The sequence below is a fragment of the Inquilinus limosus genome (genome assembly GCF_002195995.1).
Classification (GTDB): Bacteria; Pseudomonadota; Alphaproteobacteria; order DSM-16000; family Inquilinaceae; genus Inquilinus; species Inquilinus limosus_C.
This window is the reverse complement of sequence record NZ_NHON01000068.1, coordinates 19116-33393: the sequence shown is the minus strand read 5'-3', so window position 1 is coordinate 33393 and position 14278 is coordinate 19116. Positions and strand designations below refer to the sequence as shown.

Below are 14278 nucleotides of genomic sequence, written 5' to 3'. Positions count from 1 at the left end.
CCCTGATACGACGGGCCGCACCCCGCAACCGACACGCCTTGTGGAACCGCATCGGCTCACTGCTCGACCGTTTCCCACCGCTCGAATGCCAGAACTACATCCTCAATTCCGGATATCTCGCGCCAACCTAGGTGGCTAACGCTCTAGCACGGCGCGCCGTGCACACCACGATCCGAAGTATTAACCCGTCATGACGAGGAAGGCTCGAGACGATCTCAAAGGCCGCTGGTGTCAGGCCGCGCGCAGGTCCAGCTGCAGCCGGCGTTCGATCAGGGCAAAGCCGGCGCGCTCATAGACCCGGCAGGCGGCCGGGTTCAGGTCGTTGGTGGCCAGAAGGGCCGTGGTGACGCCCTCGGCCCGCAGCGCGGCCAGCAGGCCGGCCAGCACCCGCCCGGCCAGGCCCTCGCCGCGGCGGGTGGGGTCGACCAGGAAGTTGCCGATCATGGCCCGGCCGCCGGCGCGGGCGAGGACGCCGCCGGCGGCGACCGGGCGCCCATCCTCGATGATGGCGACAAAGGGCAGGTCCAGCATCCAGGCGGAGAACACGGTGGCCGGATAATGCGCGGCATAGAAACGCCGCAGCGGCTCCAGCTCGGCCGGCCCCATCCGCCGGCAGCCGGGATCCGGCGCAGGGAGGCTGTCGAGCGGCCGGGCATAGAAGCGCAGCCCGTCCTCCAGCGCCAGCCGGCCACCGCAGGCGGGACGCAGCCGGTCCGCCTGCTCCGGCGTCAGATGCAGCTCCAACGGCCGCGGATCGGCGGTGAGGGAGAGGAGGGCGGCGTCGCCGACGGCACCGACCGGGGTGTAGGCCGTCAGCCCGTCGAAATCGATGCCCAGGATGGCGCCCTCCGGCTCCAGCCGCACCGACCGGCTGCGGTCGCCCGCAGCCGCGGCGTCGACCGCCGCGTCCCAGTACAGTGCGAAGACCGGGTGCCCGGCCACCAGGGCGCCGGCCCGCGCCCGCTCGGCGCGGGACAGGCCGGCGACCGGGCGGAAGCCGGTCACACCACCCGGATGTTCTTGAACTGCCAGGGGTCCGCGGGGTCGATGTCCTCGGGGAACAGCTGGCCGCGGCCTTCCAGCGGATTCCAGTCGGTGAAGGCGCCGGCCAGCTCGCCGAGATAGGGCGCCGCCACCTGCAGCACCCGCTCATGGTCCATCTCCTCGGGCTCGACCAGCCCGCGATCCGGATTCTCGATCGCCCAGACCAGCCCGCCCAGCACCGCCGCCGTCACCTGCAGGCTGGTGGCGTTGTTGTGCGGCGCCAGCTCGCGCGCCTCGCCGATGGTCAGGCGCGAGCCGTACCAGTAGGCGCCCTTGGCGTGGCCGGCCAGCAGCACGCCCAGCTCGTCCATGCCCTCGGTGATCTCGTCCATCATCAGCCGCTTGTTCGGCTGCAGCTCGTAGTTGCGGCCGGCGAACTCGTGCACCGACAGCACCGCGTCGTCGGACGGGTGATAGGCGTAGTGCACCGTCGGCCGGTACTCCGGCTGGGTGCCGGAGCCGACGGTCAGGTAGTCGGCCAGCGAGATCGCCTCGTTGTGGGTGATCAGGAAGCCGTGGATCGGCCCGGCCAGCGGGGTCCAGGTCCGCACCCGTGTGGCGGCGCCGGGGCGGGCCAGCCAGATCGCCGCCTGCGACCCGGCGACATGGCGGTGGCCGTCGGCCGGGAAGTGGCGCTCATGGCTGCCCCAGCCCAGCTCGGCCGGCTGGCAGCCCTCGCCGACGAAGCCGTCGATCGACCAGGTGTTGACGAACTCGCCCGGCTTCTTCGGGAAGCGGGCCACCTGGGTGTCGCGCTCGGCGACATGGATCACCTTGACGCCCAGCGTCTTGGCCAGGCCGGCCCAGCCGGCGCGGTCGGCCGGCACCGGCGGCTCGAAGCCGGTCGCGGACGCGATATTGAGCAGCGCGCGCTTGGTGAAATGCGAGACCAGGCCGGGGTTGGCGCCATGGGTCAGCACCGCGGTCGGCGCGCCGGGGTTGCGGCCCAGCGCCAGCGCGGCCTCGCGCAGCGCGTAGTTCGATCGGTCGGCCGGGCCGAGGTCGGGGTCGGTGTAGCCGCCCAGCCAGGGCTCGATGCAGGTGTCGATGTAGAGCGACCCGCGCTGCCGCGCCAGCTCGATCAGGGCCACCGAGGAGACGTCGACCGAGAGGTTCACCAGGGCGTCGCCCGGGCCGAGCAGCGGTTCGAGGAGTGTCCGGTAATTGCCGCGCGTGACCGGTTCATGGATGAAGCGGACGCCGTACAGCTCTGCCTCCTTCTGGCCTCTCGTCTCCGCCGTGACGATGGTGACGCGGTCGGGGGTCAGGGTCAGGTGCCGCAGCAGCAGCGGCAGCACGCCCTGGCCGATCGAGCCGAATCCGACCATGAGAATGCGGCCGGCGAAAGGGGTGCGTGCGGGGGTCGTCATTTACAGGGACACTCCTCGAGTGTGTTGCGTGCAGGATCGCTCCGTGAGGTGGGCAGACCGTGGGGTGACTGGCGGTTGATAAGAAAAAAGCGCTGGGGTCACCAGCGCTTTTTTGTGACGTTTCTTGCGTCGCTGCGCGGGGATCAGCCGGCCCGTTCCAGCATCAGCTTCTTGATCTCGCCGATCGCCTTGGCGGGATTGAGGCCCTTCGGGCAGGTCTTGGTGCAGTTCATGATGGTGTGGCAGCGATAGAGGCGGAACGGATCCTCCAGCGCATCCAGCCGCTCGCCGGTCATCTCGTCCCGGCTGTCGGCGATCCAGCGATAGGCCTGCAGCAGCACCGCGGGGCCGAGATACTTGTCGCCGTTCCACCAGTAGCTCGGGCAGCTGGTGGTGCAGCAGAAGCACAGGATGCACTCGTAGAGGCCGTCCAGCTTCTCGCGCTCCTCCGGGCTCTGCCGGCGCTCGCGGTCGGGCGGCGGTGGGCTCTCGGCCTGCAGCCAGGGCTTGATCGACGCGTATTGCGCGTAGATGTGGGTCAGCTCCGGCACCAGGTCCTTCACCACCGGCATGTGCGGCAGCGGGTAGATCTTGACGTCGCCCTGGACCTCCTCGATCGGCTTGAGGCAGGCCAGGGTGTTGGTGCCGTCGATGTTCATCGCGCAGGACCCGCAGATGCCCTCGCGGCAGGAGCGCCGGAAGGTCAGGGTCGAGTCGATGTCGTTCTTGATGTGGATGATCGCGTCCAGGACCATCGGCCCGCAGCGCGCGAGGTCGATCTCATAGGTGTCCAGGCGCGGGTTCTCGCCCGTGTCCGGGTCCCAGCGGTAGATCTTGAAGGTCCGCGGCTTCTTGATCTCGCCGGAGACGCGAATGGTCTTGCCGGGCTGGACCTTGGAATTGCGGGGCAGGGTGAATTCGGCCATGTCGTCCTCAGTACACCCGCGCCTTCGGCGGGAAGCTCTGGACCTCGTTGGTCATCGGCTGGAGATGGACCGGGCGGTAGTCGATGCGGGTCTTGCCGGCCTCGTCGATCCAGACGACGCTGTGCTTCATCCAGTCCACGTCGTTGCGGTCCGGGAAGTCCTCGCGGGCATGGGCGCCGCGGCTCTCCTCCCGGTTGACGCCGGAGCGGATGGTGGTCACGGCGTTGATCATCAGGTTCTCGAGCTCCAGCGTCTCCACCAGGTCCGAGTTCCAGATCAGCGACTTGTCGGCGACGCCCAGGCCCTTCTGCTTGTCCCAGGTGGCGTCCATCTTCTCGCAGCCCTCGGCCATGGTCTGGCCGGTGCGGAAGACGGCGGCGTCGTTCTGCATCGTCCGCTGCATCTCCAGCCGCAGGTCGGCGGTGCGGACCTCCTGCTTGCCGTGGCGCACGCGGTCCAGCCGGTTCAGCGCGAACTGGCCGGCATCGGCCGGCACCGGCTTGTGCGTCTGGCCGGGCTTGATCAGCTCGGCGCAGCGGATGGCGGCGGCGCGTCCGAACACCACGAGGTCGAGCAGCGAGTTCGACCCCAGCCGGTTGGCGCCGTGCACCGAGACGCAGGCGGCCTCGCCGATCGCCATCAGCCCCGGCACCACGCGGTTCGGGTCGGCGGCGGTCGGGTTGACCACCTCGCAATGCACATTGGTCGGCACGCCGCCCATGTTGTAGTGCACCGTCGGCAGGACCGGGATCGGCTCCTTGGTCACGTCGACGCCGGCGAAGATCTTGGCGCTCTCGGCGATGCCGGGCAGGCGGTGGTGGATGATGTCGGCGTCGAGATGCTCGACATGCAGGTGGATGTGGTCCTTGTTCGGGCCGACGCCGCGGCCCTCGCGGATCTCGATCGTCATCGACCGGCTGACCACGTCGCGCGACGCCAGGTCCTTGGCCGAGGGGGCGTAGCGCTCCATGAAGCGCTCGCCCTCGCTGTTGGTCAGGTACCCGCCTTCGCCGCGCACGCCCTCGGTGATCAGGCAGCCGGCGCCGTAGATGCCGGTCGGGTGGAACTGCACGAACTCCATGTCCTGCAGCGGCAGGCCGGCGCGGGCCACCATGCCGCCGCCGTCGCCGGTGCAGGTGTGGGCCGAGGTGCAGGAGAAATAGGCGCGGCCGTAGCCGCCGGTCGCCAGCACCGTCTGGTGGCCGAAGAAGCGGTGGATGGTGCCGTCGTCCAGGTTCCAGGCGACGACGCCGCGGCAGGCGCCGTCCTCGTCCATGATCAGGTCGATGGCGAAGTACTCGACGAAGAACTCCGCCTCGTGCTTCAGCGCCTGCTGGTACAGCGTGTGCAGCATGGCGTGGCCGGTGCGGTCGGCCGCGGCGCAGGTGCGGTAGGCGCGGCCCTTGCCGTATTCGGTGGTCATGCCGCCGAAGGCGCGCTGGTAGATCTTGCCCTCCTCCGTGCGGCTGAAGGGCATGCCGTAATGCTCGAGCTCGATGATCGCCGGGATCGCCTCGCGGCACATGTACTCGATCGCGTCCTGGTCGCCGAGCCAGTCGGAGCCCTTGACGGTGTCGTACATGTGCCAGCGCCAGTCGTCCGGCCCCATATTGCCGAGCGCGGCGGAGACGCCGCCCTGGGCGGCCACGGTGTGGCTGCGGGTCGGGAAGACCTTGGTGATGCAGGCGGTCTTCAGCCCCTTCTCGGCCATGCCGAAGGTGGCGCGCAGGCCGGCGCCGCCGCCACCCACCACGACGACGTCGTGGAAGTGATCGATGAAGGTGTAGGAGGCGGGCATCGGGTTATCCCAGCATGGCGATCTTGAGGACGGAGACGGTCATCGCCGCCCCCAGGAACAGGGCCAGGCCCTTGGTCGCCAGGTCGGCGACCAGCTTGGTGTGATGGCCGTGGACGTAGTCCTCATAGACCTCGGTCAGGCCGTTGGCCGCGTGGTGCAGGCCGATGGCGATGAACAGGATGAACAGGGCGGCGTTGACCGGATGGCCCAGCCAGGCCCGGATCTCCGGCAGCGGCGAGCCGAGATGGGCGATCACCGAGATCACGAACCAGATCGTCAGCGGGACCAGCGCCAGCGCGGTGACGCGCAGGCCGCGCCAATGGGCGAAGCCGGACTTGGCGGAGCCGAGGCCGCGGGCATGCGCCAGCGGGGTGCGGAGGGAGGCGTTCTTGCTGCTCATCACCACACCACCAGGCCGATGATCCAGGCCAGCACGGTCAGCACCGCGGTGCCGATCAGCACGGCGTAGCCGGTCCTGTGCATGGTCGGCAGGTCGTAGCCCCAGCCGGCGTCCCAGGCCAGGTGCCGGATGCCGGCGCAGAGATGGTAGAACAGCGACGCCGTCCAGCCGAACAGCATCAGGAGGCCGAGCCAGGAGCCGATGAACCACTGCGCCGCCGCGAAGGCCTCGGGGCCGGCGGCCGCCGCGATCACCCACCAGGCCAGCAGCAGGGTGCCGATGGACAGGGCGATGCCGGTGCCGCGATGGAAGATCGACAGCGCGCTCGAGATCTGCGGACGATAGATCTGCAGGTGGGGCGAGAGAGGCCTCGGCCGTTTCTGAGGAACTGCCTCGGAGGCGGACATGCGGATTTTCTCCGATGCGCAAATGGGCATCAGGCGCGGGCGCGGCCTGTCGCGATCGAGCCTGAACGGGTCGTCAGTGACTTACGCGCCGCACTGCAGCAAGTCAACGAACAGGCCAATAGTTTCAAGCAGATGAGAGCCATTCGCAACTAGGGCGAAGCGGGCGCGATCGCTACGCGCCGCCGCGCTCGGCGATGGCGCGGTGCAGGGCCAATACCCGCTCCGCATCGCTGACATGCAGCGCCTCGACCAGCCTTCCGTCGACCACGGTGACGCCCTGGCCGGCCTGCACGGCCGCGGCATGGGCGGCGATCACCCTCAGCGCGGTCTCCACCGTCTCGGTCGAGGGCGCGAAGGCGGCGTTGGCGGCGGCGATGGTCTTCGGATGGATCAGCGACTTGCCGTCGAAGCCCAGTGCCGCGCCCTGCCGGCACGATTCGGCAAAGCCGGCCTCGTCCTCGAGGTCGAGATGGACGCCGTCGATCACGGCGAGGCCATGGGCCCGGCCGGCCAGCAGGCACAGCCCCAGCGCGGTCAGCAGCGGCTGCCGTCCCGGCTCATGCGCCGCCCGCAGGTCCTTGGCCAGGTCCGAGGTGCCGAGGATCAGCCCGGCCAGCCGGGCGGAGGAGCCGGCGACCGCCGCGGCGTTCAGCACGCCGAGCGGCGTCTCGACCATGCACCACAGCCGCAGGGTCTCCGGCGCGCCGACCTCGCGCAGCGCCGCCTCGGCCGCCTTCACCGCCTCCGGCCGCTCGACCTTGGACAGGACGATGCCGTCGGCGCCGCTGCCGGCCAGGGCGGCCAGGTCGTCGGCGCCCCAGGGCGTGTCGGCGGCATTGGCGCGCACCAGCACCTCGCGCGGCCCCCAGCCGCCGGCGCTGACGGCCGCGACGATCCGCTCCCGCGCGGCGACCTTGGCGTCCGGCGCCACCGCATCCTCCAGGTCCAGGATCAGCCCGTCGGCATCCAGCGTGCGCGCCTTGTCCAGCGCGCGCGGGTTCGAGCCGGGGACATAGAGCAGCGAGCGGCGGGGGCGAATGGTCATCGGGTGGCCTTCGGGGTGTCACGGTGATCGACCCCAATTTGTCATTGCCGGGCTTGACCCGGCAATCCAGGGGCCATCAAGAGCCGCTCTGGCGGCCCCTGGATCCTCGGGTCAAGCCCGAGGATGACAACAGAGGGGAGGCGACGGCGGCCATTGCGACAGCGTGAAATCGCCCCGTGACCGCCGTCACATCTGATTCACGCGGGGCAGCGTAATCCTTTCCTTGGGCCTTGAGCCCGAGGAAAGGACCATGTTGCTCCGCACCATCATCTGGGTTTACGGCGTTCTCCTGCTGGTCGGCTTCTACATGGGCTCGCAGCCCCTCTGAGCCGTCAGGCCGACCCGGCCTTCCCGCGATCGAGATAGAAGCGCAGCAGCGCGATCGAGCTGTCGTCGTCCCATTCGGCCGAACCTTCCTGGCGGCCGATCACGGTGCCGTCGCGGTCGATCAGCAGCGTCGTCGGCAGGCCGCGGGCGGCGAACAGCGCCGGGGACCGGCCGCCGGGGTCGAGATAGGCCGGCAGCGCCGCGATCTTGTGGGCGTCGAAGAAGGGCTGCACCTTGGCCAGCCCCTCGCGGTCGATCGACAGCGCCAGCACGGTGAAGTCGGCGCCGCCCAGCTTCGCCTGCAGCCGGTCCAGCGCCGGCATCTCCTTGACGCAGGGGGCGCACCAGGTCGCCCACAGGTTGAGCAGCACGACCTTGCCCTTGAAGTCGGCGAGACGAAGGGTGTTGCCCGTGGCGTCGGAGAAGGTAATCTCCGGTGCCGGCTCAGGCCGGTCGGCCAGGACGAAGCTGGCGACGGTGCCGCTCAGGGGCGGCCGGCCCTCCGGGGCTCGCTGCGTCCACCAGGCCGCGCCCGCCGCCAGCAGCACCAGGACGGCCACGCCCGCGGCGATCGTTCCCGTCTTCTTCATCCGGTCCTCACCCCATGCCCGACCCGACCCAGCCTGCCACTCCCGTCGTGCCCGATAAAGGCACCAATCCGATGTGGGGCGGCCGCTTCGCCGGCGGGCCGGCCGCGATCATGGAGCGGATCAACGCCTCGATCGGCTTCGACCGCAAGCTCTGGGCGCAGGACATCGCCGGGTCGCGCGCTCATGTCGCAATGCTTGCCGCCCAGGGCATCGTGTCCGCCGAGGACGCGGCGGCGATCGACCACGGCCTCGAGCAGATCGCCGGCGAGATCGCCGAGGGCAAGTTCGAGTTCAAGACCGCGCTCGAGGACATCCACTTCAACGTGGAATCGCGGCTGACCGAGATCATCGGCCCGGCCGCGGGGCGGCTGCACACGGCGCGCAGCCGCAACGACCAGGTGGCGACCGATTTCCGCCTGTGGGTGCGCGACGCCTTCGACCGGCTGGAGCAGGGGCTGCAGGCGCTGCAGGCGGCGCTGATCGCCCAGGCCGGGCAGCATGCCGACACCATCCTGCCGGGCTTCACCCACCTCCAGGTGGCGCAGCCGGTCACCTTCGGCCACCACCTGCTGGCCTATGTCGAGATGCTGGGGCGCGACCGCAGCCGCGTCGCCGATGCCCGCGCCCGGGCCAATGAATGTCCGCTGGGGGCAGCCGCCCTGGCCGGCACGCCCTATCCGATCGACCGGCACGCGACCGCCAAGGCGCTGGGCTTCGACCGGCCGACGGCCAACTCGCTCGACAGCGTCTCCGACCGCGATTTCGCGCTCGACTACCTCGCCACCGCCGGCATCTGCGCCATGCACCTGTCGCGGCTGGCGGAGGAGATCGTGTTCTGGTCGACGCCGCAGTTCCGCTTCGTCCGCCTGTCCGACGGCTTCTCGACCGGCTCGTCGATCATGCCGCAGAAGCGCAACCCGGATGCGGCGGAGCTGGTGCGCGGCAAGACCGGCCGGGTGTTCGGCAGCCTCGGCGCCTTGCTGACCGTGATGAAGGGCCTGCCCCTGACCTACCAGAAGGACATGCAGGAGGATAAGGAGCCGGTCTTCGACGCCGACGACACGCTGATGCTGTGCCTGGCCGCCATGACCGGCATGGTCGAGAGCTGGACCGTCAACGCCGAGGCGATGCGCCGGGCCACCGAGGCCGGCTTTCCGACCGCGACCGACCTGGCCGACTGGCTGGTGCGGCAGCTCGGCGTGCCGTTCCGCGAGGCCCACCACATCACCGGCCATCTGGTGAAGCTGGCCGAGGACAAGGGCTGCCACCTGTCCGACCTGCCTTTGGCCGAGATGCAGGCGGTCCATCCCGGCATCACCGACGCCGTCTACGCCGTGCTGACCGCCGAGGCCTCGGTCGCCAGCCGGAAGAGCCATGGCGGCACGGCGCCCGACCGGGTGCGCGAAGCCGTCCAGGCCGCAAAGGAGCGTTTCCTGTGATCCTGCGTATCATCCTCGCCGTCACCCTGGCGTTCGGCCTCGTCGCCTGCGGCAAGAAGGCGGCCTCGGTCAGCCCGCCTGATCCCAAGACCTCCGCCTACCCCCGAGGCTATCCCGCCACATGACCGCCTTCGCCTATCGCAACGGCGCCCTCTTCGCCGAGGACGTCGATCTCGCCGCCGTGGCCGCCGAGATCGGCACGCCGGCCTATGTCTATTCGACCGCGGCGCTGGTGGCGAATTATCGCGCCTATGTCGACGCGCTGGCCGGGCTGCCGATCGCGGTCTGCTTCGCCGCCAAGGCCAACTCGAACCTCGCGGTGCTGCGCACCCTGGTGCAGCAGGGCGCCGGCATCGATGTGGTCTCGACCGGCGAGATGAAGCGGGCCCTGGCCGCCGGCTGCCCGCCGGACCGCATCGTCTTCTCCGGCGTCGGCAAGACCGCGGAGGATCTGGAGGCGGCCCTCCTGGCCGGCATCCACCAGATCAACGTCGAATCGCTGCAGGAGCTGGAACTGCTGTCGCAGGTCGCGGTGCGGGTGCGGCGCGACGCGGTCGTCGCCTTCCGGGTGAATCCGGATGTCGACGCCAAGACCCACGCCAAGATCTCGACCGGCCGCAAGGGCGACAAGTTCGGCATCGAGCTCGAGGACGCCTTGGCGGCCTATGAGCGGGCGCGGGCCCTGCCGGGCGTCCGCCCGGTCGGCATCGCCGCCCATATCGGCAGCCAGCTCCTGGACCTGTCGCCCTATCGCGACGCCTATCGCCGCCTGGCCGAGCTGGTGCGCGATCTGCGCGCCGCCGGCCATGTGGTCGAGCGGCTCGACCTCGGCGGCGGCATCGGCATCTCCTACAAGGGCGATCCGGCGCCGGCGCTGGCCGACTATGCCCGCATCGTGCGCGAGACCGTGGGCGACCTCGGCTGCCACCTGATGTGCGAGCCGGGCCGGTCGATCTGCGGCGATGCCGGCGTCCTATTGTCGCGGGTGATCTTCATCAAGCCGGGGCGGACGCGGAACTTCGTCATCCTCGACGCGGCGATGAACGACCTGATCCGCCCGGCGATGTACGAGGCCTGGCACGGCATCGTGCCGCTGCGCCAGCCGGCGGAGGGCGCGGCCGAGGCCGAATTCGACGTCGTCGGCCCGGTCTGCGAGAGCAGCGACACCTTCGCCAAGGGCCGGTCGCTGCCGCCGCTGGCCGCCGGCGACCTCGTCGCCTTCACCGGCGCGGGCGCCTACGGGGCCGTGATGGCGTCGACCTACAACACCCGGCCGCTGGTGCCGGAGGTGCTGGTCGACAAAGATCGGTTTGCCATCGTCAGAAAACGGCCCACATTTGAAGAGATGGTCGCCGGGGAGAGCCTGCCGCCCTGGCTTGCCAAGGTAGACTGACGGAGAGGCGTAGGAGGAGAGGTGGCCCGCAGCCCCACGGAGGCCCCGGGGACGACCGAGCCGGCCGAGCCGCGCGTCAAGATCGCGCTGGCATGGTTGGCTGCGGCCTGGGAGGCGGCATGGCGCGCCGCCTGGCCCGTCGCCACCGTGCTCGGCGCCTTCCTGGTCCTCGCCGGCTTCGACCTGCTGCCCGACTTGCCGGGGTGGCTGCACGCCCTGATCCTGGTCGCCTTCGCCGCGGCGCTGGTGCTGGCCAGCCGGCCGCTGTGGCGGCTCCGCCTGCCCGACGGGCTCTCGGCCCGTCGCCGGCTGGAGCGGGACAGCGGCCTGGAGCACCGGCCGCTGACCGGCCTGCGCGACACCCAGGCCACCGGCACCTCCGACCCGCTCAGCCGCGTGCTGTGGCAGCGCCATTTGGCCCAGCGCGCTGCGCAGCTGCGGCTGCTCAAGCCCCGCCTGCCGCGGCCGCGCAACGCCGAATCCGACCGCTTCGCCCTGCGCGGCCTGGTGGTGATCGGGCTGGTGCTGGCCGTCGTCGCCGCCGGCGACGACTGGCGGGGCCGGATCGGCCGCGCTTTGTCGCCCGGCCTGTTTGGCGCCGCCGCGGCCACCGCGCCGCGGCTCGACCTGTTCGTCACCCCGCCGGCCTATACCGGCCGGCCGCCGATCTACCTCACCGCCGGCCAGGTGGCCGCGCCCGGGGCGGGCCAGCCGGCGCCGGGGCCGGTCGAGATCCCGACCGGCAGCGCCCTGGTCGGCCGGGTCGCCGGCGGCGACGAGGCCCCGACCCTCAACCTCGCCGGCAGCGACACCGCCTTCGCCCCGATCGAGGGCGGCAACTACGAGCTGCAGGCCAAGATCACCGGCGGCGACCGGCTCAGCGTCAGCCAGGACGGCACCACCCTGGGCGACTGGCCGGTCAAGGTGCTGCCCGACGCGCCGCCGACCGTGTCCTTCACCGACAAGCCGAAGCCGACCGAGCGCCAGGCGCTGCGGATCGACGCCACCGCTGGCGACGATTACGGCATCGCCACCCTGACCGCGACCCTGACCCTGGCACCGGGCGCGCCGGCGGTGCTGGACCCGACGCCGCTGACCATCCCGCTGTCGGTGCCCGGGCGCTGGCCGAAGGAGCTCAAGACCACCAGCTACCAGGACCTGACGCCGCATGCCTGGGCCGGGCAGGCCGTCGACATCGTGCTGACCGCGACCGATGCGGCGGGGCAGAGCACGAAGTCCGCGCCGGAGCGGGTGGCGCTGCCGGAGCGCGAGTTCCACCACCCGGTGGCCCGCGCCATCATCGAGCAGCGCCGCACCCTGACGCTGCAGCCGGACCAGTCCGAGACCGTGGCCGAGACGCTCGACATGCTGTCGCAGCGGCCGGACCGCTACTACGACGACAAGGTGGTGTTCCTGGCGCTGCGCACCGCGGCGCGGCGGCTGTTCTTCGCCCAGGACCCGAAGCCGCATGTCGCCGCGCTGCGCGACCTGTTGTGGGACACCGCGCTCAGGATCGAGGACGGCGACATGTCGCTGGCCGAGCGGTCGCTGCGCGACGCCCAGCAGCGCCTGGCCGATGCGCTGGAGCGCAACGCCAGCGACGAGGAGATCAAGCAGCTGACCGACGAGCTGCGCCGGGCGATGGACCGCTACCTGCAGGCGATGGCCGAGCAGATGCAGCAGAAGATGCAGCGCGGCGAGATGGCCGAGACGCCGATCCCGCCGGACGCGCAGATCATGGACCAGAAGCAGTTCCAGGACATGATCGACAAGATGCAGCAGCTGTCGGAATCCGGCGCCAAGGACCAGGCGCGGCAGCTTCTGTCCCAGATGCAGAACATGATGGAAAACATGCGCATGGGGCAGATGAGCCAGCAGCAGGCCCAGGCCCAGCAGAAGGCCATGAACCTGCTGAAGGACCTGCAGAAGCTGACCAACGCCCAGCGCCAGCTGCTGGACCAGACCTTCCGCCAGCAGCAGGCCCAGCAGGGCGAGGAGGGCCAGTCCTCGCAGCAGCCGCAGGACGGCACGCCGGAGCAGAACGCCCAGACCCAGGAGGCGCTGCGCCGGGCGCTGGGCGAGATGATGCGCGAGCTGGGCGACATGGGCGGCGACATCCCGATGCCGCTGGGCCGGGCCGAGCGGGCGATGAAGCAGTCGGGCGAGGCCCTGGCCCAGGGCGACCCCGGCGGCGCCGTGCCGTCGCAGACCGAGGCGCTGGACCAGCTGCAGCAGGGGCTGCAGGGGCTGGCGCAGCAGATGATGGAGAACATGGCCCTGCAGCCGGGCATGACCGGCCCGGGCCAGCCGGGCCGCCGCTCTGCGAACCAGGATCCGCTCGGCCGCGAGCTCGAGAAGCCGGATGGCCAGGGGACGTCCAATTCGGAGGGCGACACCAAGGTGCCGACCCAGTTCGACACCGAGCGCGCCCGCGCCATCCTCGACGAGTTGCGCCAGCGCCTCAATGGCCGCTCGTCTTCGCCGCTGGAGCGGGATTATATACAGAGGCTGCTGCGCCAGTTCTGAGCGCGGCCCCGATTCCGCCAGGACGAGGACCACCCGTGACGGCGATCACGCTCGAGACGATCCGCGCCGCGCGCGCCCGCATTGCCCCCTATGTGCTGCGCACCCCGACCCTGCCGCGAGAGCTGCTGGGCAGCCTGCTCGGCCGGCCGGTGGCGGCGAAGCTGGAGCTGCTGCAGCATGGCGGCTCGTTCAAGGCGCGCGGCGCCTTCAACGCCATGCTCAGCCTCGGCGAGGCCGAGCGGGCGGCCGGGGTGGTCGCGGTCTCCGGCGGCAACCATGCGCTCGGCGTCGCCTATGCCGCCCGGGTGCTGGGGCTGGACGCCACGCTGATCATGCCGAATGTGACGCCGGAGAACTACGTCGCCGGCACCCGCGCCGAGGGGGCGGAGGTGGTGCTGGTCGCCGACATCGCCGCCGCCTTCGCCGAGGCCGAGCGCCAGGCGGCCGCCGGCCGCACCCTGATCCACCCCTTCGACGACCCGCGCGTGATCTCCGGCCAGGGCACGATGGGGCTCGAGCTGCTGGAGGACGTGCCCGACACCACCGACATCATCGCCTCGATCGGCGGCGGCGGCATGATCTCCGGCGTCATCACCGCGGTGAAGGCGCTGCGGCCGGACATCCGGATCTGGGGCGTCGAGACCGAGGGCGCCGACGCCATGAGCCAGGCGCTGGCCGCCGGCCAGCCGGTGCGCCTGCCGGCCGTCACCTCGATCTCCACCACCCTCGGCGCGCCCTCGGTCTCCGAGCGCACGCTGGCCATTGTCCGCGACGCGGTGGAGGAGGTGCTGGTGGTGCCGGATGCCGAGGCGGTGCGCGGCGTGCAGGTGCTGGCCGAGCAGGCGAAGGTGGTGACCGAGCCCGCCGCCGGCTGCACCTGGGCCGCCGCGCTGCGGCTGAAGGACCGGCTGCCGGCCGATGCGCGGGTGGCGCTGATCCTGTGCGGCGGCAACGTCTCGCTGGCCGATATCGAGCGCTGGCGGGCGCGGTTCGGCATCAGCTGACCGCGGTGC

General features: G+C 70.9%; 13 protein-coding genes. 5 read left to right on the top strand and 8 right to left on the bottom strand.

The features are described from left to right. Window positions 1-231 precede the first annotated feature (231 nt). The 8 genes from BWR60_RS26485 to BWR60_RS26450 form a co-directional block, all read right to left on the bottom strand. Entirely contained in the window at window positions 232-1005 is a 774-nt protein-coding gene (locus BWR60_RS26485; RefSeq protein WP_088154623.1) for a GNAT family N-acetyltransferase, read from the bottom strand. Next, a complete protein-coding gene (locus BWR60_RS26480; protein ID WP_088154621.1) occupies window positions 1002-2414 on the bottom strand; it encodes a homospermidine synthase in 1413 nt (470 codons plus the stop codon). The genes BWR60_RS26485 and BWR60_RS26480 overlap by 4 nt, the downstream gene beginning before the upstream one ends. Window positions 2415-2557: 143 nt before the next feature. Further along, window positions 2558-3340, bottom strand: a complete 783-nt coding sequence (locus BWR60_RS26475; RefSeq protein WP_088154619.1) for a succinate dehydrogenase iron-sulfur subunit — start codon at window positions 3338-3340, stop codon at window positions 2558-2560. A gap of 7 nt (window positions 3341-3347) precedes the next feature. Further along, window positions 3348-5138: a succinate dehydrogenase flavoprotein subunit gene (sdhA, locus tag BWR60_RS26470; RefSeq protein WP_088154617.1), complete on the bottom strand. Its 1791-nt coding sequence runs from the start codon at window positions 5136-5138 to the stop codon at window positions 3348-3350. Window positions 5139-5142: 4 nt separating this feature from the next. Continuing rightward, on the bottom strand, window positions 5143-5538 hold the full coding sequence (gene sdhD, locus BWR60_RS26465; RefSeq protein WP_088154615.1) for a succinate dehydrogenase, hydrophobic membrane anchor protein: 396 nt from the start codon (window positions 5536-5538) through the stop codon (window positions 5143-5145). After that, entirely contained in the window at window positions 5538-5945 is a 408-nt protein-coding gene (gene sdhC, locus BWR60_RS26460; protein ID WP_088154613.1) for a succinate dehydrogenase, cytochrome b556 subunit, read from the bottom strand. The genes sdhD and sdhC overlap by 1 nt, the downstream gene beginning before the upstream one ends. A gap of 172 nt (window positions 5946-6117) precedes the next feature. Beyond that, window positions 6118-6990 carry an HpcH/HpaI aldolase/citrate lyase family protein gene (locus BWR60_RS26455; RefSeq protein WP_088154611.1) on the bottom strand — a complete coding sequence of 291 codons (873 nt, stop codon included), beginning with the start codon at window positions 6988-6990 and terminating at the stop codon, window positions 6118-6120. A 332-nt stretch (window positions 6991-7322) separates the two neighbouring features. Next, window positions 7323-7907 carry a TlpA family protein disulfide reductase gene (locus BWR60_RS26450; protein ID WP_088154609.1) on the bottom strand — a complete coding sequence of 195 codons (585 nt, stop codon included), beginning with the start codon at window positions 7905-7907 and terminating at the stop codon, window positions 7323-7325. A 14-nt stretch (window positions 7908-7921) separates the two neighbouring features. Here BWR60_RS26450 and argH point away from each other — a divergent pair, with 14 nt between their 5' ends. The 5 genes from argH to BWR60_RS26430 are packed head-to-tail and all read left to right on the top strand — an operon-like array spanning window position 7922 to window position 14269. Continuing rightward, window positions 7922-9346, top strand: a complete 1425-nt coding sequence (gene argH / locus BWR60_RS26445; RefSeq protein ID WP_088154607.1) for an argininosuccinate lyase — start codon at window positions 7922-7924, stop codon at window positions 9344-9346. Next, window positions 9343-9471: a hypothetical protein gene (locus BWR60_RS38760; protein ID WP_275542402.1), complete on the top strand. Its 129-nt coding sequence runs from the start codon at window positions 9343-9345 to the stop codon at window positions 9469-9471. Before argH ends, BWR60_RS38760 begins: the two co-directional genes overlap by 4 nt. Then, window positions 9468-10739 carry a diaminopimelate decarboxylase gene (gene lysA, locus BWR60_RS26440; protein ID WP_088154605.1) on the top strand — a complete coding sequence of 424 codons (1272 nt, stop codon included), beginning with the start codon at window positions 9468-9470 and terminating at the stop codon, window positions 10737-10739. Before BWR60_RS38760 ends, lysA begins: the two co-directional genes overlap by 4 nt. Before the next feature lie 21 nt (window positions 10740-10760). Beyond that, a complete protein-coding gene (locus BWR60_RS26435; protein WP_088154603.1) occupies window positions 10761-13265 on the top strand; it encodes a TIGR02302 family protein in 2505 nt (834 codons plus the stop codon). Window positions 13266-13300: 35 nt separating this feature from the next. Then, window positions 13301-14269: a threonine ammonia-lyase gene (locus tag BWR60_RS26430; protein ID WP_218823696.1), complete on the top strand. Its 969-nt coding sequence runs from the start codon at window positions 13301-13303 to the stop codon at window positions 14267-14269. Window positions 14270-14278 lie beyond the last annotated feature (9 nt).

What these genes read in the sequence shown, in the direction of transcription:
- lysA (WP_088154605.1), top strand. Translation starts at nt 9,468, where the DNA reads ATGACCGCCTTCGCCTATCGCAACGGCGCCCTCTTCGCCGAGGACGTC.
- sdhC (WP_088154613.1), bottom strand. Translation starts at nt 5,945, where the DNA reads ATGTCCGCCTCCGAGGCAGTTCCTCAGAAACGGCCGAGGCCTCTCTCG.
- argH (WP_088154607.1), top strand. Translation starts at nt 7,922, where the DNA reads ATGCCCGACCCGACCCAGCCTGCCACTCCCGTCGTGCCCGATAAAGGC.
- sdhA (WP_088154617.1), bottom strand. Translation starts at nt 5,138, where the DNA reads ATGCCCGCCTCCTACACCTTCATCGATCACTTCCACGACGTCGTCGTG.
- BWR60_RS26455 (WP_088154611.1), bottom strand. Translation starts at nt 6,990, where the DNA reads ATGACCATTCGCCCCCGCCGCTCGCTGCTCTATGTCCCCGGCTCGAAC.
- sdhD (WP_088154615.1), bottom strand. Translation starts at nt 5,538, where the DNA reads ATGAGCAGCAAGAACGCCTCCCTCCGCACCCCGCTGGCGCATGCCCGC.
- BWR60_RS26480 (WP_088154621.1), bottom strand. Translation starts at nt 2,414, where the DNA reads ATGACGACCCCCGCACGCACCCCTTTCGCCGGCCGCATTCTCATGGTC.
- BWR60_RS26475 (WP_088154619.1), bottom strand. Translation starts at nt 3,340, where the DNA reads ATGGCCGAATTCACCCTGCCCCGCAATTCCAAGGTCCAGCCCGGCAAG.
- BWR60_RS26450 (WP_088154609.1), bottom strand. Translation starts at nt 7,907, where the DNA reads ATGAAGAAGACGGGAACGATCGCCGCGGGCGTGGCCGTCCTGGTGCTG.